Here is a 19,792-nt window from a genome sequence, read left to right as displayed (position 1 = left end):
CGCGGCGCACAACCGGCCACCCGCCCCCCACCCGCGGCGGCGGGTGGACCGCGGCGCCCGCCCCCACCCCCGGCACGCCTCGTGCTGTGGGGGGGCCGACAAACCGGGCGCACGGGGATCACCCCCGCCCGCTGAGCGCCTCGTCGGCCTCGCGGGCCAGCGCATCGGCGATCGCGGTACCGCCGCGGCTGTTGAGGTACTCGGACACCCGGATCTGCACGACCTTGCTGAAGGTCTGGTAGTGGGCGCTGCGCGGACGGGGCTGGGCCGCCCGCAGCGCCGCGTACAGCGCCCGGGTGTACGGCGGCTCCTGGCCGGGCCACGGCGCCCGCTGCCCCGTGCCGTGCTCACCGCGCTCGGGCGGCAACGGGCAGGCGGGCGCCTTGGCCGCCTGCCGGTACGACGAGTCACGGGTCGCCGCGAAGCCCCGCTCCAGCAGACAGCGTTCGCTGCCCGGGCCGGTCAGCGCCTCGATCAGGGCCCGCGCCCCGGCCGGCCGCCGGCTGCCCGCGGAGATCGCCAGATTCTGCCCGCCCAGGACGGACATCCGCCTGCCGTCGGTGGGACGGGCCGGCAGCTCGGCGACCGCGAACTGCTTGCCCGGGGTGAGCTTCTCGGCGACCGAGGCGTACTCCACCGGCCAGTTGCGCATGAACAGGGCGCGGCCGTCGGCGAACCAGCGGCGGCTCTCCGTCTCGTCCATCGCCGTGGCCTCGTGCGGCATGATCGAGTCGAGCCGGTCCTTGACGTCGGCGACGCCCTGCTGGAGCGCGCCGACCTGCTCGCCCTTGGTGAAGCTCGGGGCGTCCGGATCGCCGCCGTTGGCCCAGGCCGACTCCAGGGTGTTGACGGTCAGCCCCTCGTAGGGCCGCAGCTGGGCCACCATGCCGTACATCCTGCGGGCCTTGGTGGCCCTGCCTTCGCGGGCGAGCCGGCGGTTGTAGGCGTCGGCCACCTGGCCGGCCACGTTCTTCAGCTCGCCCCAGTTGGAGGGCGGCTGGTCATAGCCGTATTCGTGGAGGAGGTCCTTGCGGTAGTACAGCAGCCCGGCGTCGCTGTTGAAGGGGACACCCCAGATCTTGCCGTCGTGCTCGACGGTCTTGACCACGCTGTCGAGGAAGTCGCCGTCCAGGGCCGTGCCCCAGGGGCGGATGACCCCCGCCTCGGCGAACTCCGCGGTCCAGGCCACATCGAGGTTGAGCACGTCGTAGTCGCTGTTGCCGGACTGGCCCGCGGCCAGCAGCTGGCTGCGCTGGCCGTCGGCGGTGTCCGGGAGCTTGACGATCCGCACCGAGCGGCCGGTGCTCCGCTCGAAGGCCTCGATGAGGTCCTGGCGGACGCCCGTACTGCTGAGGTCGCTGCCGGTGGCGAAGACGATCGGCCCCTTCTCGGGGCCGGGCTGCGGGCCCGACGTGCAGCCGCCGACCGCCGCCGTCAGCGTCAGGCACAGCAGGGCGGCGGGCAGCGCGGTGCGCGGTGTCCTCACCGGCCCTCCCTGCCCGCGGTGCCGATGGAGGCGACCAGTCCGGCCAGCAGATCGGGGGCCTGCGGGCCGCCGGGCACGCACTGCCCCTTCGAGGCGCCGGCCAGCCCCTGCAGGACGAAGGTGTCGCAGCCGGACCGGCCCATCACCAGCGTCAGGACCGGCACCGCGGGCTTCTGCTTCAGCAGCGCGGTCAGGGTGCGCTCCACGCCCGCCGCGCGCCCGGGCCCGCCGTCGTCCTCGTCCAGGATCAGCACGATGGCCTGATGGCCGACGGCCGACTTCTTCATCTCCCGTACGGCGGCGGTCAGCGCCTCCTCCATCGCGGCGCCGTGGTCGACCAGCGCGTCCGCTCCCCCCTTCGCGATCCGCTCCAGTGCGGCCTTTCCGGGCGCCGGGTCGGCGGTGCCGAGCGGGACGGCCCGGCGCACCGCCGCCGGATCACCCGGATGCGTACGGTCCGGGAAGGTCCACAGGCCGTAGGTGTGGCGGTCGCCGACCATCTCCAGGACCCGGCCCGCGGCGCCGAGGGCGACGGGGAGCTTGCCGCCGTCGGCCATCGAGGTGGAGGAGTCCATCAGGATCAGCAGCCGGCTGGACTTCTGTGCCCGGTCGTAGCCGTCCAGCACCCGGGCGACCTGGTCGGCGCCGGCTGTGAAGGGGATGACGGGGGCGCCGAGGTCGGTGTTGGCGCGGCTGCTGCGCAGCGGGGAGTCGGCGGCGGGCGCGGGCACCGTGCCGTCCTTGCCGGGCACCGCGCGGTAGCCGTGCTCGGTGAGGACGCGCTGTCCGCCGTCCGGGGCGCGCAGCCAGTCGGCGAAGCGGTCGGCCGCGGCCTGCCGGGGGGCGGCGTCCCCGGCGCCGTGCCAGTCGACCCGGATCAGCGGGTGGTCCAGGGCCGGGACGTTCTTGGGGTAGTAGGCGGCGTAGCGGTCGCCCGGGGGCGGCGCGGAGCCCAGGGCGGGGCAGCCGCCGATGGCGTGGCCGAGGTTGAAGTCGGCGAGGGACTTCTCGGAGACCAGCGGCGCCGAGCGGGCGCCGCGGCCGGTGCCGGGGGTGCCCCCGGCGGCGTCGGGGCGCAGCGAGCACAGCAGTTCGGTGCTGCCGGCGTACTGGCTGCCCGGGGCGGAGAGCCGCTGCTCGGCGCTCTCGGCGAGGGCGGGGTCGGGGGCGCCGGACGAGTCGATGTGCGAGCCGTCGTTGGCGAGGTAGAGGCCGATGGTGTGCAGCAGTCCGGTGCCGGAGAGCACGGGGCTGGGGCGCAGCAGCCGCAGATCGCGGTGTGCGCTGTCGGTGCCGGTGAGCAGTTCCTGCCAGGAGGCGCCGACGGGTTCGACGTCGGTGAGCCGTTCGGTGGCCGGGATGCCGACGACCAGCGGGCTGTAGGCGACCGGGCCGGTGTTGTGCAGGGTCGCGGGGGATCCGGTGGGCGGCATACCGCGACGGGCCTCCTCATAGTCGGCGGTGGATTCGGGGACCCACAGGTCGGGTTGGGGTCCCGGCCGGTGGAGGGGGTCGGTGCCCTTGGTGTCCTTGAGGTCCTTGCCGGTGCCCTGGGCCTGGCCCTGCCAGCGGTCGGCGGCGGCGAAGCCCTGGTCGACCTGGTCCTTGGCGGCGGAGTAGACGGTGATCTGGGCGCGCCGGCAGCCCGCGGGCAGATCGTCCTCGCCGTGCAGCGGGCGGGTGTTGAGCTCGGACATCTCGTAGCCGAAGGCGGCCTGGCGCAGGGTGGGCTCGGCCTCCGGGGCGGTGAGCAGCCGCAGTTCGAGGGCGGGCGGGCAGTCCGGCGGCGGGCGCAGCGCGTGCAGGGTGACCAGGGTGGCGGCGGTGAGCGCGAGGACGCCGCCCAGCACGAGCAGGAGCCGCAGCCGGCGCCGGAGGTGCTGGTTGAACCAGCGGCGTAAGCGGACCCGCGGCGGCGTCGGCAGCCGGACCTCGGGGGTGGCGAAGGACAGGACGACGTCGTCGAGGGTGTTCTGCTTCGCGGAGCGCGGCTCCCAGACGTCGCCCATCGGGGTCCGCTCGTCGGCGAGCCGGGTGCGCAGCTCCCGTACGAGGTCCTCGAAGGCGACGAAGCGTCGGCCGGGGAGGCCGTGTTCGAGGATCTCCACCATGGCGCGGGTGAAGAGGCTGCCGCCGGCCGGTTCGTCGCCGCTGAAGATCCGGCGGTTGGGCTGGGCGGCCATCAGCAGCGACATGGGCTTGCGCAGGGAGTGGAAGGCCCCGTCGGCGTTGCCGGCGTAGCAGCACTCCAGGACGATCACGATGCGCTCGGCCCGTGCGTTGTCGAGGCAGGAGAGCACCGTGTCCTGCCAGGAGACGGTGGTGTGGCTCTGCCGGGGCACCGAGGCGCCGACCATCAGCTGCAGATCGCCGCCGTCGCTGCGGACCCGGCCGTGGCCGGAGAAGTGCACCAGCAGCAGACCGCGCGCCTCGTCGGCGGCGGTCTTGAGGGCCTGCCCCAGCTCCCAGGGCTCCGTGGGGCGGCAGACCGTGACCTCGTCGGCGGTGAACAGGTCGGTGGCGGTCAGTGCCCGCCGCAGCTCGGGGGCGTTGTCCTCCACCGCGGGCAGGCCGGTCAGCGTGGTGTAGTCGTGGACACAGACCAGCAGCGCCCGGTTGATCTTTCCCCGCGCGTCGTATTCGGACATCCGGGTCAGCCCTCGCCGGTGCCGCCCCCGCGCGTCGGTCCGCCCGGATCGGGGCGTTCGGTGTCGCCGACCGGCCGCAGCTCACCGCCCGTGCCGGCGTCGACGGCGGGCGCCTCGCCCTCGGCCCGCTCCTCCTTGCGGCGCCGCAGCCACTCCCGCAGGGCGATGCCCAGCCCCTTGGTGACCTCGGCGGCGACCGCGCCGACGATCACCAGGATCAGGTCATCCACTCCCACGGCCATGTCGCCGGGACCGGCCGAGCCGGCACCGTCGGTGTCGGCCGCTTCGTGGGCGGGGCGCGGCCGCTGCTCCCAGGCGTGTTCCCGGCGGCTCAGCCAGGGTTCGCGCTCCAGCCACACCTGGAGGTCGTCGATGTCCTGCTGCGGATTGTTCGTCCCCGTGATCCTGATGCGGATCTCGTGATGACCGGCGCTCTCCGGCATCCCCCAGCCCCCTTCCGGCGGCCCCTTCGCCACCGTGCAACTGATAGTGACGTGGGATCAGGGGCACAGGCAACCGTCTGTGACGCGGCCGCCACCCTGTGGCGCGTGCCACAGCGCCTGCCGCGGGGCTGCGTCGCAGGTCAAGGTTGAGTTGACGGGCCTTCGCGGGGCGTGGTGGACTGCCGGAGCCAATCGGCGACAGATGAGGAAGTCCGGTGAGAATCCGGCGCGGTCCCGCCACTGTCACCGGGGAGCGTTCCTCCAGCGAAGGCCACGGTCCGCCTCGCGTACGTCTGACGGCGTACCAGGACTGGAAGGCCGGGGGCCACGCCGATCCGGGAGCCAGGAGACTCTTGTCGCCGTCACGTCGAGCCAGGGCGCGGACCCTGAGTGAGGACATACCGCCATGCCCGGCCGCCCTTCGAGAGCACCACTGCACGCCCCCGCAGGGCCCCTTCGAGGCCTGACGGCGGTCTGACCCGATGCGCGGCGAACACGCGGGATACGCGTGCGGCGCGGCCCTGGGCTTCCTCGCCGACCTGATCGCGGCGGATCCGCGGCGCGGCCATCCGGTGGCCGCGTTCGGCCGGGCGGCGGGCGCCGTGGAGCGCCGGCTGTGGCGCGACCACCGCGGGTACGGAGCGGCACACGCCGTGCTGTGCGCGGGCGGTGCGGCCGCCGGGGCCGCCCTGCTGCAGCGCGCCACGGGACGCTCCCGCGGCGCCCGGGTCGCGCTGACCGCGGCGACGGTCTGGGCCGTGCTGGGCGGCACCTCGCTGGGCCGGGAGGCACGGGCCGTCGGCGGGGCGCTCACGGCGGGCGACCTGGACGTGGCGCGGGAGCGGCTGCCGCATCTGTGCGGGCGTGATCCGCAGGCGCTGGACGGGCCGCAGCTGGCCCGCGCGGTGGTGGAGTCGGTCGCCGAGAACACCTCGGACGCGGTGGTGGGCGCCCTGGTGTGGGGCGCGTTCGGCGGGGTGCCCGGCCTGGTGGCGTTCCGGGCGGTGAACACGCTGGACGCGATGGTGGGTCACAAGTCGCCGCGTTACCGGCGCTTCGGCTGGGCCTCGGCCCGGCTCGACGACCTCGCCGGCTGGCCCGGCTCCCGGCTGACCGCCGCGCTGGCGGTGCTCGCCGGCCCCGACCGGCGCGGCGCGCTGCGGGCCTGGCGGGCGGACGGCGGGGCGCACCCGAGCCCCAACGCGGGCCCGGTGGAGGCGTCGTTCGCGGGTGCGCTGGGCGTACGGCTGGGCGGCACGCTGGCGTACGCCGGGCGGGTCGAGCACCGACCGGTGCTCAACGGCGGGGCGCGGCCGGTCGCGGCCGGCGACATCGAACGGGCGGTACGGCTGTCGCGGAAGGTGAGCGCGCTGGCGCTGGCGACGACGGTGGCGGGGCGGCTGGTGGCGGGCGCGGTGCGGCACAGGAGTGCGGCGGCGCGCCGCGGGAGCGGGAGGAAGAGCCGTTGAACGGGCGGAGCAGGGCGTCCGGCAAGGCCGTCGGCGGGGGCCTGTTGGTGGCCGGTACGACGTCGGACGCCGGCAAGAGCGTGGTGACGGCGGGGATCTGCCGCTGGCTGGTGCGCCAGGGCGTGCGCGTGGCGCCCTTCAAGGCGCAGAACATGTCGCTGAACTCGTTCGTCACGCGCGAGGGCGCGGAGATCGGCCGGGCCCAGGCGATGCAGGCCGCCGCGGCGCGGGTGGAGCCGACCGCGCTGATGAACCCCGTGCTGCTCAAGCCGGGCGGCGACCGCAGCAGTCAGGTGGTGCTGCTGGGCAAGCCGGTCGGTGAGCTCAGCGCCCGCGGCTACCACGCGGGCCGGCAGGAGCAGTTGCTCGGCACCGTGACCGACTGCCTGGCCGAGCTGCGGCGCACCCATGACGCGGTGATCTGCGAGGGCGCCGGCAGCCCCGCCGAGATCAATCTGCGACGCACCGACATCGTCAACATGGGCATCGCCCGGGCCGCCCGGATACCGGTCGTCGTGGTCGGCGACATCGACCGCGGCGGGGTGTTCGCGTCCTTCTTCGGCACCACGGCGCTGCTGTCGAAGGAGGACCAGGCGCTGGTCGCGGGGTACCTCGTCAACAAGTTCCGGGGCGATGTGACGCTGCTGGAGCCCGGCCTTGCGATGATGCGGCGGCTGAGCGGGCGGCCGACGCTGGGCGTGCTGCCGTTCGCGCACGGGCTGGGCATCGACGAGGAGGACGGCCTGCGGGTCTCGCTGCGCGGCGCGGTGCGCGAGAGCGTCGTGGCGCCGCCGCACGGCGCCGATGTGCTGCGGGTCGCGGTCGCCGCCGTACCGCTGATGTCGAACTTCACGGACGTGGACGCGCTGGCCGCCGAACCCGGCGTGGTGGTGCGGTTCGTGGACCGGGCCGAGGAGCTGGCCGACGCGGACCTGGTGGTGCTGCCGGGGACCCGGGGCACCGTCCGGGCGCTCGCGTGGCTGCGCGAGCGCGGCCTCGCGGACGCGATCGCCCGGCGGGCCGCCGAGGGCCGCCCGGTGCTGGGCGTCTGCGGCGGCTTCCAGATGCTGGGCGAGCGCATCGAGGACGAGGTCGAGTCGAAGGCGGGCACGGTCGAGGGGCTGGGGCTGCTGCCCGTACGGGTGCGCTTCGCGGCGGAGAAGACCCTCGCGCGGCCAGCCGGGCGGGCGCTGGGCGAGCCGGTGGAGGGGTACGAGATCCACCACGGCGTCGCCGAAGTGACCGGCGGTGAGGCGTTCTTCTCCGATGACGAAGGGCACGGCCTGGACGGCTGCCGGGTCGGCTCCGTGTGGGGCACGCACTGGCACGGCTCGCTGGAGAGCGACGGCTTCCGCCGGGCGTTCCTGCGGCGGGTGGCGGCCGACGCGGGGCGGGCGTTCGTCCCGGCCCCCGACACGAGCTTCGCCGCGCTGCGCGAGGAGCAGCTGGACCGGCTGGGCGATCTGATCGAGGAGCACGCGGACACGGACGCGCTGTGGCGGCTGATCGAGGAAGGGGTGCCGGAGGGGCTGCCGTTCGTGCCTCCGGGGGCGCCATGAGGGGTACGCATGGGACGGATCGGGCCGGCGACGTGGAGGATGACAAGGCATGACAACGGTGCACAACACGACCCCGCAGTACCCCTTCACCGCGGTCGTCGGGATGGACGATCTGCGGCTGGCGCTGCTGCTGAACGCGGTGAGCCCCGCGGTCGGCGGGGTGCTGGTGCGCGGCGAGAAGGGCACCGCCAAGTCCACTGCGGTGCGTGCGCTGTCGGCCCTGATGCCGGCCGTCGACGTGGTCGGCGGCTGCCGCTTCGCCTGCGCGCCCGCCGCACCCGACCCCGGCTGCCCTGACGGACCGCACGAGCCGGGCGCCGTCGAGCAGCGCCCGACGCGCATGGTCGAGCTGCCCGTCGGCGCCTCCGAGGACCGGCTGGTCGGCGCGCTGGACATCGAGCGGGCCCTGTCGGAGGGCGTGAAGGCCTTCGAGCCGGGGCTGCTGGCGGACGCGCACCGCGGCATCCTGTACGTCGACGAGGTCAACCTCCTCCACGACCACCTGGTGGACCTGCTGCTGGACGCCGCCGCCATGGGCGCCTCCTACGTCGAGCGCGAGGGCGTCTCCGTGCGGCACGCGGCCCGCTTCCTGCTCGTGGGCACCATGAACCCCGAAGAGGGCGAGCTGCGGCCGCAGTTGCTGGACCGGTTCGGGCTCACGGTCGAGGTCGCGGCCTCGCGCGAGCCGGAGCAGCGGGTGGAGGTGGTCCGCCGGCGGCTGGCCTACGACGCCGACCCGGCCGGCTTCGCGGCGCGCTGGGCGGCCGAGGAGGAGGGGCTGCGCGGGCGGATCGCCGCCGCCCGGGAGCTGCTGGCGCATGTGGTGCTGGGCGACGCGGCGCTCCGCCAGATCGCGGCGACCTGTGCCGCCTTCGAGGTGGACGGGATGCGCGCGGACATCGTGATGGCGCGCACCGCCACGGCCCTGGCCGCCTGGGCGGGACGCACGGACGTCCAGGAGGAGGACGTCCGGCAGGCGGCGCTGCTGGCGCTGCCGCACCGCCGGCGCCGCAACCCCTTCGACGCCCCCGGCCTGGACGAGGACAAGCTCGACCGGACGCTGGAGGAGTTCGGCGGGGCGGACGAGGGCGCGGACGGCGAGGACGACCCGGAGCCGGACGGTCCGGACGGCGGCCCCGACGGGGGCGGTCCGGGCGGTGCGCCGCCGCCGCGGGAGGGCGGGCCGCAGGAGTCGCCGCAGCAGCCGGAGGCCGAACTGCCGCACCAGCAGGACCACCAGGCCCCGCAGGCCCCCGAGTCCCCCCAGGCGCCCGAGAAGTCCGAGCCCGAGCCCGAGCCCCGGCCTCAGGCGGGCGCGGCCGGGGAGAAGCCGGCCGTCGGGGCCGCCGAGCCGTTTCGGACCCGCCGGCTGGACGTACCGGGCCTGGGCGAGGGCGCCGACGGCCGCCGCTCCCGTGCCCGTACCGCGCACGGCCGGACGACCGGTGCCCGCCGCCCCCGGGGCGCCCTGGGCAAACTGCACCTGGCCGCGACCGTGCAGGCCGCGGCCCCGCACCAGCACGCGCGCGGGCGGCGGGGCAGCGGCCTGGTCGTGCGCAGGGACGATCTGCGCGAGGCGGTGCGCGAGGGCCGCGAGGGCAATCTCGTGCTGTTCGTCGTGGACGCGTCCGGTTCGATGGCGGCGCGCAAGCGGATGAGCGCGGTCAAGGGCGCGGTGCTCTCGCTGCTGCTGGACGCCTACCAGCGGCGCGACAAGATCGGCATGATCACCTTCCGGGGCGCCGGCGCGGAGCTGGCGCTGCCCCCGACGTCGTCGGTCGAGGCGGGTGCGGCGCGCCTGGAGCAGCTGCCGACGGGCGGCCGGACGCCGCTGTCGGAGGGGCTGCTGCGGGCCCACGAGGTGCTGCGGGTGGAGCGGATGCGAGACGCCTCGCGCCGCCCGCTGCTGGTGGTCGTCACCGACGGACGGGCGACCGGCGGCCCCGAGCCGGTCGCCCGCGCCGCCCGCGCCGCCCGCCTGCTGGCCGCCGAGGGCACCGCCTCGGTGGTCGTGGACTGCGAGTCGGGCCCGGTGCGGCTGGGGCTCGCGGGCGAACTGGCCCGGGAACTGCAGGGCACGGCCGTGACCCTCGACGAGCTGCGCGCCGACAGCGTCTCCGCCCTCGTACGGACCGTGCGGGGCAACAGGACCGATCACGCCAACAGGAAGGCCGCGTAATGCCGCAGGGACAGCCGTCCGTCGTACCGAACGACGGGCTCACCACCCGCCAGCGCCGCAACCGCCCGCTGGTCTTCGTCCACACCGGCCAGGGCAAGGGCAAGTCCACCGCCGCCTTCGGGCTGGCGCTGCGCGCCTGGAACCAGGGCTGGCCGGTCGGGGTGTTCCAGTTCGTGAAGTCGGCGAAGTGGAAGGTCGGCGAGGAGCGGGCGCTGAAGGTGCTCGGCGACTCCGGCGAGGGCGGCACCGTCGCCTGGCACAAGATGGGCGAGGGCTGGTCCTGGGTGCAGCGCGACATCGCCTCCAGTGAGGACGCGGCGCGCGAGGGCTGGGAGCAGGTCAAGCGGGACCTCGCCGCGGAGACCTACAAGCTGCTGGTGCTCGACGAGTTCGCCTACCCGCTGAAGTGGGGCTGGATCGACACCGAGGAGGTGGTGTCGGTGCTGCGCGACCGCCCCGGTACGCAGCATGTCGTCATCACCGGGCGCGGCGCCCCCCAGCCGCTGCTGGACTTCGCCGACCTGGTGACGGACATGACGAAGGTCAAGCACCCCATGGACGCGGGGCAGAAGGGCCAGCGGGGCATCGAATGGTGAGCCGGGCATGAGCAACGGGTCGATTCCACGGCTGGTGATCGCCGCGCCGTCGTCGGGCGCGGGCAAGACGACGGTGGCCACCGGCCTGATGGCGGCGTTCGCCGAGGCCGGGCTCACGGTGTCGCCGCACAAGGTGGGTCCCGACTACATCGACCCCGGCTACCACTCCCTGGCGACCGGCCGCCCCGGCCGCAACCTGGACGCCTATCTGTGCGGCCCGGACCGGATCGCACCGCTGTTCCTGCACGGCGCGGTGGGCGCCGATCTCGCGCTCGTCGAGGGCGTGATGGGGCTGTTCGACGGGGCGTCGGGGAAGGGCGAGCTGTCGTCCACGGCGCAGGTCGCCAAGCTGCTGCGGGCGCCGGTGGTGCTGGTGGTGGACGCGTCCTCGCAGTCGAGGTCGGTGGCCGCGCTGGTGCACGGCTTCGCGTCGTGGGACCCGGAGGTGCGGCTGGCCGGGGTGATCCTCAACAAGGTCGGCTCGGACCGCCACGAGGAGCTGCTGCGCGAGGCGATGGACTCCTCCGGGGTGCCGGTGCTGGGCGCGCTGCGCCGCGACGGGCGGGCCGGTACGCCGTCGCGCCATCTGGGGCTGGTGCCGGTCGCCGAACGGCGGGCCGAGGCACTGGAGTCGGTGCGCGAACTGGCCGCACGGGTGCGCGCGGGCTGCGACCTCCAGGCGCTGCTGGCGCTGGCCCGTACGGTGCCGGAGCTGCCGGACGCGCCGTGGGATCCGGCGGCGGAGGTGGCGGCGACGGGCACCGGCGTGACGGGCGGCGCCGCGAAGGCGCCGCTGATCGCCGTCGCCGGCGGCGCCGCGTTCACCTTCTCGTACGCCGAGCACGCCGAGCTGCTGGCCGCCGCGGGCGCCGAGGTGGCTCCGTTCGACCCGCTGCGGGACGAGCAACTGCCGCCCGGCACCGACGGGTTGGTGATCGGCGGCGGCTTCCCCGAGGTGTATGCGCCGGATCTGTCGGCGAACGCCCCGCTGCGCGCCGCGGTGGCCGAACTGGCCGCCTCCGGTGCGCCGGTGTCCGCCGAGTGCGCCGGGCTGCTGTACCTCTCCCGCGCGATCGACGGGAAGCCGATGTGCGGGGTGCTGCCCGCCGAGGCCCGGATGACCGAGCGGCTCACCCTCGGCTACCGGGAGGCGGTGGCGCTGCGGGACAACGCGCTGGCCGCGGCCGGGACGCGGGTGCGCGGCCATGAGTTCCACCGTACGGTCCTGGAGCCGGGGGCGGGCGCGGAGCCGGCGTGGGGGCTGACCCACCCCGAGCGGCGCGTGGAGGGCTTTGTGACTGGTGGGGTGCATGCGTCGTATCTGCATGTGCACTGGGCGGCGGAGCCGTCGCTGGCCGGCCGGCTGGCGACGAGCGCGGCGCGGGGCGCGGCGGCGTACGGGGCCGCGCGGTGAGGGGCACCGCCGGTACGGCCGGTGCGCCCGCCGTCCTCGACCACCTCGTCTATGCCACGCCCGATCTGGAGGGCACCGTCGCCGAGGTCGCGGAGCTGACCGGGGTGCGGCCGGTGCGCGGCGGCAGCCATCCGGGCCGGGGCACCCGTAACCATCTGCTGGACCTGGGCGGCGGGGCGTACTTCGAGATCGTCGGGCCCGACCCGGAGCAGCCGGCCCCGGCCGGGCCGCGGTGGTTCGGCATCGACGCGCTGACCGGGCCGCGGCTGGTCGCCTGGGCGGTGCGGGTCACCGCGATCGCCGACCGGGTCGCCGAGGCGCGGGCCCGCGGGGCGGACCCGGGCGATCCGGCGGCGATGGCCCGGCGGACCCCCGAAGGCGCCCGGATCGCCTGGCGGCTGACGCCTCCGGAGCGGGCCCAGGGCCTGTCGCCCTTCCTCCTCGACTGGGGCGACGCCCCGCATCCGTCGGGCAGCGGGCTGCCGCGGGTCCCCCTGGTATCGCTGCGCGCCACGCACCCCGACCCCGGGGCGGCCCGGGACGCGCTGGCGGCGCTCGGCGTGCGGTGGCCGGGTGAGCCGATCGCGGCCGGCCCCGCCGCGCAGCTCACCGCGGTCCTTCAGGGCCGGCACGGCCTGGTGGCCTTCGGCCGGGGAGCCGGCGCGCCATGAGCCGCCGGGCGGCCGACCGCGCCGGCGGCCCCGGTGCGCCCCTGATCGCCGGTGTGGGCGCGAGCCGCGGCGTCCCGGTCGGCGAGGTGCTGGACCTGATCACGGCCGCACGGGCGGCGGCGGGGCTGACGGACCGGCCGGTCGTGGCGCTGGCGACGGTGGCGGCCAAGGCCGCCGAGCCGGGGCTGACCGGGGCCGCGCGCCGGCTCGGGGTGCCGCTGCTGTCGTTCCCGGCGGCGGCGCTGGCGGCCGTACGGGTACCGGATCCGTCCCCGGCCGCGGCCGCCGCCGTCGGCACGCCGAGCGTGGCCGAGGCGGCCGCGCTGCTGGCCGCGGGGCCGGGCGCCGAACTGGTGGCGGGCAAGCGGAAGTCGGCGCCGCCCGGACGACCGGCCCGTGCCACCTGCGCGCTCGCGGCGCCGGCAGTAACGGAGAACGGTGTGCTTACCGCTGGTAGGTAGGGAGCGGCCGCCGCTCCGATCACGGGTGCCGATATCGTCATGACCTCCCTCGACCCGCCCCGCCGTGGCCCGGGCCGGCAGACGGGGGTCATCGGCGACGAAGCACCGACGGCGAAACACCGGCACCAAGGAGACTCAGTGACCACCCCTCCCGCACTGCTCATCGCCGGTCACGGCACCCGTGACGAGGACGGGGCCGAGGCCCTCCGCGCCCTGGTGCACCTGCTCGCCGCGCGCCACCCCGACGTGCTCGTCGCCGGCGGGTTCTTCGGTCTGCCGGGCGCGCCGATGCCGCTGGACGACGCCGTCGACGAGCTGGCCGAGCGGGGCGCGACCCGCGTCGCCGCCGTACCGCTGCTGCTGACGCCGACCGGGCCGGGCACTGCGACGCTGCCCGCGGCACTGGAGCGGGCGGCCGTGCGCCACCCGGGCCTCGGCTTCGCCTGCAGCGCCGAGCCGGGCCCGCACCCCCGGCTGCTGCAGGCGCTGGAGCAGCGGCTGGACGACGCGTTGGGCAGCGGCGCCCGCCGGCCCCAGGACCGGGCCCGTACGACGGTGCTGCTGGTGGGGCGCGGGGCGAGCGACCCCCACGCCAACGCCGAGGTCGCACGGGCCGCGCGGCTGCTGTGGGAGGGGCGCGGCTTCGCGGGCGTGGAGACCGCGTTCGTCACGCAGGCGGCGCCCGATGTACCGATGGGCCTGGACCGGTGCCGGGCGCTGGCCGCGGCCGCCCCCGGGTCGGACGGTCCGAACCGGATCGTGGTCCTGCCGTACTTCTTCTTCCCCGGCGGCCTGTTCGAGCGGCTGTGCATGCAGACCGAGGGCTGGGCCGCGGCGCACCCCGACACCGAGGTGTACGGCGCGCAGGCGATCGGCACCGGCGCCGAGGTGGCCGAGGTGGTCATGGAGCGCTACCGCGAGACGGTGGCGGGCGGTGCGGCGTGGCCGGCCGCGGCGGTGGCGGCGCGCGCCGGGGAACGGTGAGCATGCCCGCTTCCACCGAGTCGGTACGGCTGCGGGAGCCCGACCCGAACGCCCCGTCCCCCGAGCCCGATCTGCGCCATCACGGCGACGCCGAGGTGCGGGGCGCGGACGCCGGGCTGACGGATCTGGCGGTCAACGTCCGCACCGGCACTCCCCCGGCCTGGCTCAAGGACCGCATCGCCGCGTCCCTGGACGGTCTCGCCGCGTACCCGGACGGGCGGTCGGCCCGCCACGCGGTCGCCGCACGGCACGGGCTGCCCCCCGAGCGGGTGCTGCTGACCTCGGGCGCCGCGGAGGCGTTCGTCCTGATCGCACGGGCCCTGCCGGCCCGTCGGCCGGTGGTGGTGCATCCGCAGTTCACCGAGCCGGAGGCGGCGCTGCGGGACGCCGGGCACGACGTCGGGCGGGTGCTGCTCGACGAACGGGACGGCTTCCGGCTGGATCCGGAGGCGGTGCCGCGGGACGCGGACCTGGTCGTCGTCGGCAACCCCACCAATCCGACGTCCGTACTGCACCCCGCCGCGGCGCTGGCGCGGCTGGCGCGGCCGGGCCGGACGCTGGTGGTGGACGAGGCGTTCATGGACGCGGTGCCCGGCGAGCGGGAGTCGCTGGCCGCGCGCACGGATCTGCCCGGACTGGTGGTGCTGCGCAGTCTCACCAAGACCTGGGGCCTGGCGGGGCTGCGGATCGGCTATGTGCTGGCCGCCGCGGACACCGTCGCCGCCCTGGAGCGGGCGCAGCCGCTGTGGCCGGTCTCCAGCCCGGCGTTGGCCGCCGCCGAGGCGTGCTGCGCGCCCGGGGCGCTGGCGGAGGCCGCCGCGGCGGCCGAGGAGATCGCGGCGGACCGGGCCCATCTGCTGGCCCGGCTGGGCGAGTTCGGGCAGATCCGGGTGGCCGGTCCGGCGGCGGGCCCGTTCCTGCTGATCCGGCTGCCGGACGCGGCGGAGGTACGCGCCGGGCTGCGCGAGCGCGGCTTCGCGGTGCGCCGGGGCGACACCTTCCCCGGGCTGGGCCCGGACTGGCTGCGGCTGGCGGTACGGGACCGCCCGACGACGGACCGCTTCGCCGCGGCGCTGGCGGAGGTCCTCGGGCGGCTCTAAGGCGCTTGCCGTGCCGGCTCCTGCGCCGGCCCCGGCGCCGCGGAGGCGATCCGGGCCAGATGTCCGGCGGCCGACTCCGCCAGGGTGCGCACCGCCGGGTGCCAGGGACGGGACTGCGGTCCGGTCAGTACCAGCCGGCGCGAGGTCTGCGGCTCCAGCGGCAGCAGCACCAGATCCGGGGGGATCAGCGAGCGGGAGACCTCCGACAGCACGGTCACGCCGATACCGGCCTGCACCATGCTGATCAGGGTCGCCAGGTCCCGTACCCGGTGCGCGGGGGTGAAGCGCAGCCCGGCCAGGCTGTGGATCGTGCGGATGCGGGCCTCACAGCCGTTGGGCGAGATCAGGAACTGGTCGTCCTCCAGGTCGCGGATGTCGACGGCCGGCTCGTCCGCCAGGGGGTGGTCGCGCGGCAGCAGGGCTCGGTAGCCGTCCATGGCGAGCTGGATGCCGGGGCCGGGCGGGGGGTCGATCAGCACGGCGGCGTCGGCGGTCCCCTCCTCCAGCCAGGTCGCCACCTCGGCGCTGTCCCCCTCGAAGACCCGCACCGTGATCCGCGGCTGGTCCTCGCGCCAGTGCCGCAGCAGACCGGGGACCAGCCCCTGGCAGACCGTCGGTGTGGAGGCCAGCCGCACGGTGCCGGTCATGGTCTCGTCGGCGTCGGCCGCGATCTGCTCCACGGACCGGGCCGCCGACAGCGCGATACGGGCGTGCGGCAGCACCCGTTCGCCGCGCGCCGTGGTCCGCACCGGGGAGGCGCGGACCAGCAGCGGGGCGGTCAGCTCGCGTTCGAGGGAGGCGACGGCGTGCGACACCGCGGACTGGCTCAGGCCCAGCTCGGCGGCGGCCGCGCTGAAGCCGCCCGCGTCGACGACGGCGAGGAAGGCCCTCAGCTGGGCGAGGTTCACGGTCATGCGGCGGCCTCATATCCCTATGACATCCATGCGTTGGATCTATGGTGCCAGGTTGGCGAGGCTTGCTCCGTGCCGCCCGACCGGGCGGCCGCGGACCAGCATCTGCCGAGGAGAGCCATGCCGTACTTCCGGGTGACCGTCACCGACCCCGACCTGCCCACCGACGTCCGACGCACCCTCGCCGAGGGGCTGACCGAGCTGGCGGTCTCGGTCCTGGGCAAGTCCGCCGCGCGCACCATCGTCCACGTCGACACCGTGCCGGCCGACAGCTACTTCGTCGCCGGCAGGCCCCTGACCGGCGGCCGCGACGCGCACGTGGAGGCGAGCCTCACCCTCGGCACGAACAGCGCCGCCCAGAAGGCCGCCTTCATCGCCAGGGCCGGTGCGCTGCTGTCGGACCTCCTCGGCCCGCTCGCCCGGTGCGGGGTCGCCCTGCACGAACTGCACCCCGAGAGCTACGGCTATCAGGGGGTGACCCAGTTCGACCACTACCGCCGGGCCGGGGACGCACCGGCCGCCCCGGCCGTTCCAGCCGCCCGCTGAGCCGGCAGCGGCCGGGCCGCACGGCAGGCGGGGTGCGCCGACACGCGCCGCCTCCGGCACATGACGGCGCACCCCGGGCCGTACCCCGCACACGGCGCCCCCACAGCACCGGCACGGGGTACGGGGCTGTCAGCCGCGGCCGCCCTGCGGTGCGGCGGCGCGGCGGCGGCGTGCGTAGACCGTCGTTCCGGCACCCACGGCGAGCAGCAGGGCCGCGCCGCCGGCCAGGTACGGGGTGGCCGAACTGCCGCCGGTCTCCGCGAGGTTGTGGGAGTCGGCCCCGGAGCCGGTCCGGTTCACCTCGGTGCCGCCACCGGCCGGCTTGCTGCCACCGTCCGGCTTGCTGCCGCCGTCCGGCTGCGACGGGCCGCCGCTGCCGCCGGAGCCGCCCTGCTCGGGCGTCTTGCTGTGCGGGGCGGTGCAGGTGGCCCGGGCGAGGGTGACCTTGCCGCGCACGTCGGCGACGTTCAGCTTCAGCGGGTCGACCGAGACGTTCAGTTCGAGCGCGGTGGCCGCGGCGCTCCGGTCCGCGACGCTCTTCTTGGACAGGTCGAGCCGCACCTCGCCGACGCCCGGCACCTTGACCTCGGTCGTGCCGCCCGCCGTGAGCGTGACCTTCTTGCCCAGGACGCGGACGTCGCCCAGCACGTTGGACTCGGCGCGGGGCCGCTCGCCCGCCTCGCACACGGCCTTGGCGGTGACCTGCTGGACCTCGATCAGGGACAGCAGGGGCAGACCGGGCAGCCGGACCGTGGCGTGCACCAGGTTGGCGTAGCCCTCGGACGTGCGGCGGTCGGCGGTGGCCCGTGCGGTGGCGACGTCGGCGCGCAGCACACTGAAGGGCTTGCCCTTGTCGACGCCGTCGAGGTCGACGCTGAGCGCCGTCTTCTCGGCGGAGGCCGGTGCGCGCACCTCGTTCAGGGCGACGTTCAGCGGGACGTCGGCCGCCTTGTCGAGCAGGCCGACGTTGAGCCCGGTGCGCAGCACGACCGCGCCGGCCGTGCCGCGGGTCGAGCCGTGGTCTCCGGTCGCGTGCGCGGGGGCGGCACCGAGCAGCACGGCGGGGCCGGCCGTCAGTGCGGTGGCGACGACGGTCGCGGCGAGGCGCCGGGGCATGCCGGAGAAGTAGGTGGGACTGGTGGACACGTGTGTGGAACCCCCACGAGAGAGATGGAGCCGCCGACCGCGCCAATGGGGGACATCACGCGGGCCGACGACCTCGACCCGCACATCGTGTCCGCACCGAGGGTGAACGGGCAGCCACGCGAGGTTAGTTCATCCCAATGGGTGGTTTTCGCGTCTTCATTCGATTCCCGCGGCACGGTGCATCACCCGCGTCACAGCCGCCCCACCGACCGGGTGATCCGGGTTGACCGGCGCGATCCACCCCGCCCACCGCGTCAGGCGGCACCGTTGACGCCGTCGACGCCGCGGGCGGCGCCGTGCGGCCGCGCACGGCGAGGGGCCGGGACCCGTCCGGCCCCGGCCCCTCGGACCACACCCCAGGGGGTATCGCTAGCCGACGACCCGCCCCCGCAGCACCACCCTGCGGGGCGCCGCCAGTACCCGTACGTCCTCGCGCGGGTCGCTCTCGTAGACCACCAGGTCCGCCGGGGCGCCCTCGGTGAGGCCGGGGCGGCCGAGCCAGTCCCGCGCGCCCCAGGTGGTGGCGGACAGCGCGGCCACGGCGGGCAGCCCGGCCCGGGTCAGCTCGACGACCTCGTCGGCCACCAGGCCGTGGGCGAGCGACCCCCCGGCGTCGGTGCCGGCGAACACGGGCACGCCGGCGTCGTACGCGGCCCGCACGGTGTCGTAGCGGCGCGCGTGGAGGCGTCGCATGTGGTCCGCCCAGCGCGGGAACTTCTCCGCGCCGCCGTCCGCGAGCCGCGGGAAGGTGGCGATGTTGACGAGGGTGGGGACGATGGCGACGCCCCGCTCGGCGAAGAGCGGGATGGTGTCCTCGGTGAGTCCGGTGGCGTGCTCGATGCAGTCGATGCCGGCCTCGACCAGCGGGGCGAGGGTGTCCTCGGCGAAGCAGTGGGCGGTCACCCGGGCGCCGAGCCGGTGCGCCTCGGCGATGGCCGCCTCGACCGCGCCGCGGGGCCAGCACGCGGAGAGATCGCCGGTGGAGCGGTCGATCCAGTCCCCGACGAGCTTGACCCAGCCGTCGCCGCGGCGGGCCTCCTGGGCGACATAGGCGACCAGGTCCTCGGGCTCGACCTCATGCGCGTAGTTGCGGATGTAGCGCCTGGTGCGGGCGATGTGGCGGCCCGCGCGGATGATCCGGGGCAGGTCGTCGCGCTCGTCGACCCAGCGGGTGTCGGAGGGCGACCCGGCGTCGCGGATCAGCAGGGTGCCGGCGTCACGGTCGGTGAGCGCCTGCTTCTCGCTGGTCGGGGCGTCCACCGGCCCGTGCGCGTCCAGCCCCACATGGCAGTGGGCGTCGACCAGGCCCGGCAGCGCCCAGCCCTCGACCGTGGTGGCATCGCGTGCCAGGGCCGGCCGGTCGAACGTCACCCGGCCGCCGACGACCCACAGCTCGTCGCGCACGTCGTCCGGTCCGACGAGGACCCTCCCCTTGAGGTGCAGCACCGCACCTTCGCTCATGGACGTCATACAGGCACTTTAGGCGGCCCGACCGGGCGGTCGGGCCGGGGTGGTCGAGCATCGGCCGAGCGATTGTCCGGGGCGGGCGAGCGAGCCGCGACCAAGGACCGGCCAGGTGGTTTTCCGGGCCGCGGCGGCGCCCGCCCGGCCCCTGCGGGACAGATTCCACCGACGTTTCGCCGGAAGTTCCACCAAAACCGGCCGCATGTTCTTGCAAGCCTTGTCATGAGTCTTGCCACGGCCTTGCCGGGCGGGTTTCCTGGGCTTCCGGCAGGGCCACTGAAGGCGAATTCCCAATTTCCTGGACGCATAGCCTTCCGTATTCTTCTGCCCGCTTTTCCGCAGCTCAAACGCCAAGATTTCGCTAGCGTCAGATACCGTAATTCGGACGCATCTCGCGGCTGTTACGGAGCTGTGACCGACTACACAGGGTGTCCGTTTCACCCCGAACCTCCTGGTCAAATCGGGACAACTTTCTACGGCATCGCGCGCTCGGGCGCCCCCGCGCGATAACACATCCTCGGCACTTGTGTAACCCCTGCCCGCGATGCAATTTCCTTTTTCCCTGGGTAAATTTAATTCCCATGACCGCCGCACAAGCAGACCATGCAGGTGCCCGCAGCGATATCGGAGAATTTCCGGAGGGCTTCAAGCTCGACACCCCACGGGTGGAGGACGGAGCAGCAATCTGGCGCATCGCCCGCGACTCGCGGGTGCT

At 75.3% G+C, this 19,792-nt stretch carries 16 protein-coding genes, 1 pseudogene and 1 riboswitch; of the genes and pseudogenes, 11 read left to right on the top strand and 6 right to left on the bottom strand.

Going from position 1 to position 19,792, the window contains the following annotated elements:
- Window positions 1–118: 118 nt before the first annotated feature.
- The 3 genes from ACFWZH_RS38130 to ACFWZH_RS38120 are packed head-to-tail and all read right to left on the bottom strand — an operon-like array spanning window position 119 to window position 4,577.
- Window positions 119–1,486 (bottom strand): extracellular solute-binding protein, encoded by a 1,368-nt coding sequence (locus ACFWZH_RS38130; protein WP_384442665.1) that lies wholly within the window; start codon window positions 1,484–1,486, stop codon window positions 119–121.
- Window positions 1,483–4,134 carry a caspase family protein gene (locus ACFWZH_RS38125; RefSeq protein WP_384442662.1) on the bottom strand — a complete coding sequence of 884 codons (2,652 nt, stop codon included), beginning with the start codon at window positions 4,132–4,134 and terminating at the stop codon, window positions 1,483–1,485. The genes ACFWZH_RS38130 and ACFWZH_RS38125 overlap by 4 nt, the downstream gene beginning before the upstream one ends.
- Before the next feature lie 5 nt (window positions 4,135–4,139).
- Window positions 4,140–4,577: a hypothetical protein gene (locus ACFWZH_RS38120; protein WP_384442659.1), complete on the bottom strand. Its 438-nt coding sequence runs from the start codon at window positions 4,575–4,577 to the stop codon at window positions 4,140–4,142.
- A gap of 202 nt (window positions 4,578–4,779) precedes the next feature.
- A riboswitch (cobalamin riboswitch) is annotated at window positions 4,780–4,930 on the top strand.
- 129 nt (window positions 4,931–5,059) lie between these two features.
- Between ACFWZH_RS38120 and ACFWZH_RS38115 the strand changes: the two genes are divergently transcribed.
- From ACFWZH_RS38115 to cobC, 9 genes are all read left to right on the top strand, one after another.
- Window positions 5,060–6,046, top strand: a complete 987-nt coding sequence (locus ACFWZH_RS38115; RefSeq protein ID WP_384442656.1) for a cobalamin biosynthesis protein — start codon at window positions 5,060–5,062, stop codon at window positions 6,044–6,046.
- Window positions 6,043–7,605, top strand: a complete 1,563-nt coding sequence (locus tag ACFWZH_RS38110) for a cobyric acid synthase (RefSeq protein WP_384442653.1) — start codon at window positions 6,043–6,045, stop codon at window positions 7,603–7,605. Before ACFWZH_RS38115 ends, ACFWZH_RS38110 begins: the two co-directional genes overlap by 4 nt.
- 49 nt (window positions 7,606–7,654) lie before the next feature.
- Window positions 7,655–9,784 carry a putative cobaltochelatase gene (locus ACFWZH_RS38105; RefSeq protein WP_384442650.1) on the top strand — a complete coding sequence of 710 codons (2,130 nt, stop codon included), beginning with the start codon at window positions 7,655–7,657 and terminating at the stop codon, window positions 9,782–9,784.
- On the top strand, window positions 9,784–10,380 hold the full coding sequence (gene cobO, locus ACFWZH_RS38100) for a cob(I)yrinic acid a,c-diamide adenosyltransferase (protein ID WP_384442647.1): 597 nt from the start codon (window positions 9,784–9,786) through the stop codon (window positions 10,378–10,380). The genes ACFWZH_RS38105 and cobO overlap by 1 nt, the downstream gene beginning before the upstream one ends.
- A gap of 7 nt (window positions 10,381–10,387) precedes the next feature.
- Window positions 10,388–11,794, top strand: a complete 1,407-nt coding sequence (locus ACFWZH_RS38095; RefSeq protein ID WP_384442644.1) for a cobyrinate a,c-diamide synthase — start codon at window positions 10,388–10,390, stop codon at window positions 11,792–11,794.
- Window positions 11,791–12,465, top strand: coding sequence for a VOC family protein (locus ACFWZH_RS38090; RefSeq protein WP_384442641.1), 675 nt, complete (start codon window positions 11,791–11,793; stop codon window positions 12,463–12,465). The genes ACFWZH_RS38095 and ACFWZH_RS38090 overlap by 4 nt, the downstream gene beginning before the upstream one ends.
- On the top strand, window positions 12,462–12,926 hold the full coding sequence (locus ACFWZH_RS38085) for a cobalamin biosynthesis protein (protein WP_384442638.1): 465 nt from the start codon (window positions 12,462–12,464) through the stop codon (window positions 12,924–12,926). Before ACFWZH_RS38090 ends, ACFWZH_RS38085 begins: the two co-directional genes overlap by 4 nt.
- A 138-nt stretch (window positions 12,927–13,064) precedes the next feature.
- Entirely contained in the window at window positions 13,065–13,910 is an 846-nt protein-coding gene (locus ACFWZH_RS38080) for a sirohydrochlorin chelatase (RefSeq protein ID WP_384442635.1), read from the top strand.
- Between the two features lie 2 nt (window positions 13,911–13,912).
- Window positions 13,913–15,010 carry an Rv2231c family pyridoxal phosphate-dependent protein CobC gene (gene cobC / locus ACFWZH_RS38075; protein ID WP_384442632.1) on the top strand — a complete coding sequence of 366 codons (1,098 nt, stop codon included), beginning with the start codon at window positions 13,913–13,915 and terminating at the stop codon, window positions 15,008–15,010.
- Here the strand turns inward: cobC and ACFWZH_RS38070 are convergent.
- The gene (locus tag ACFWZH_RS38070; protein WP_384442629.1) at window positions 15,007–15,924 is read right to left on the bottom strand and encodes a LysR family transcriptional regulator; all 918 of its coding nucleotides are present in this window, start codon (window positions 15,922–15,924) and stop codon (window positions 15,007–15,009) included. The genes cobC and ACFWZH_RS38070 overlap by 4 nt on opposite strands.
- 69 nt (window positions 15,925–15,993) lie before the next feature.
- On the opposite strand from ACFWZH_RS38070, the gene ACFWZH_RS38065 reads away from it, so the two are divergent.
- Window positions 15,994–16,467, top strand: a complete 474-nt coding sequence (locus ACFWZH_RS38065) for a 4-oxalocrotonate tautomerase family protein (RefSeq protein WP_384442626.1) — start codon at window positions 15,994–15,996, stop codon at window positions 16,465–16,467.
- A gap of 129 nt (window positions 16,468–16,596) precedes the next feature.
- Here the strand turns inward: ACFWZH_RS38065 and ACFWZH_RS38060 are convergent, their stop codons facing one another.
- Both ACFWZH_RS38060 and ACFWZH_RS38055 read right to left on the bottom strand, forming a co-directional pair.
- Window positions 16,597–17,583, bottom strand: a complete 987-nt coding sequence (locus ACFWZH_RS38060) for an SCO1860 family LAETG-anchored protein (RefSeq protein WP_384442671.1) — start codon at window positions 17,581–17,583, stop codon at window positions 16,597–16,599.
- 399 nt (window positions 17,584–17,982) lie between these two features.
- Window positions 17,983–19,074, bottom strand: a complete 1,092-nt coding sequence (locus ACFWZH_RS38055) for an amidohydrolase family protein (protein WP_384442668.1) — start codon at window positions 19,072–19,074, stop codon at window positions 17,983–17,985.
- 584 nt (window positions 19,075–19,658) lie between these two features.
- Between ACFWZH_RS38055 and ACFWZH_RS38050 the strand changes: the two are divergent.
- A pseudogene (locus tag ACFWZH_RS38050) lies at window positions 19,659–19,792 on the top strand (diaminobutyrate acetyltransferase); the annotation flags it as partial.

It is taken from the genome of Streptomyces sp. NPDC059008 (assembly GCF_042749045.1).
Classification (GTDB): domain Bacteria; phylum Actinomycetota; class Actinomycetes; order Streptomycetales; family Streptomycetaceae; genus Streptomyces.
Note: the sequence above shows the minus strand (reverse complement) of the source record. Positions and strands in the feature narration are given on the sequence as shown.

Excerpts from the sequence above, each read along its gene's own strand:
- ACFWZH_RS38125 (WP_384442662.1), bottom strand. The coding sequence starts at position 4,134 with ATGTCCGAATACGACGCGCGGGGAAAGATCAACCGGGCGCTGCTGGTC.
- ACFWZH_RS38120 (WP_384442659.1), bottom strand. The coding sequence starts at position 4,577 with ATGCCGGAGAGCGCCGGTCATCACGAGATCCGCATCAGGATCACGGGG.
- ACFWZH_RS38115 (WP_384442656.1), top strand. The coding sequence starts at position 5,060 with ATGCGCGGCGAACACGCGGGATACGCGTGCGGCGCGGCCCTGGGCTTC.
- ACFWZH_RS38105 (WP_384442650.1), top strand. The coding sequence starts at position 7,655 with ATGACAACGGTGCACAACACGACCCCGCAGTACCCCTTCACCGCGGTC.
- cobO (WP_384442647.1), top strand. The coding sequence starts at position 9,784 with ATGCCGCAGGGACAGCCGTCCGTCGTACCGAACGACGGGCTCACCACC.
- ACFWZH_RS38095 (WP_384442644.1), top strand. The coding sequence starts at position 10,388 with ATGAGCAACGGGTCGATTCCACGGCTGGTGATCGCCGCGCCGTCGTCG.
- ACFWZH_RS38085 (WP_384442638.1), top strand. The coding sequence starts at position 12,462 with ATGAGCCGCCGGGCGGCCGACCGCGCCGGCGGCCCCGGTGCGCCCCTG.
- cobC (WP_384442632.1), top strand. The coding sequence starts at position 13,913 with ATGCCCGCTTCCACCGAGTCGGTACGGCTGCGGGAGCCCGACCCGAAC.
- ACFWZH_RS38070 (WP_384442629.1), bottom strand. The coding sequence starts at position 15,924 with ATGACCGTGAACCTCGCCCAGCTGAGGGCCTTCCTCGCCGTCGTCGAC.
- ACFWZH_RS38060 (WP_384442671.1), bottom strand. The coding sequence starts at position 17,583 with ATGCCCCGGCGCCTCGCCGCGACCGTCGTCGCCACCGCACTGACGGCC.
- ACFWZH_RS38055 (WP_384442668.1), bottom strand. The coding sequence starts at position 19,074 with ATGAGCGAAGGTGCGGTGCTGCACCTCAAGGGGAGGGTCCTCGTCGGA.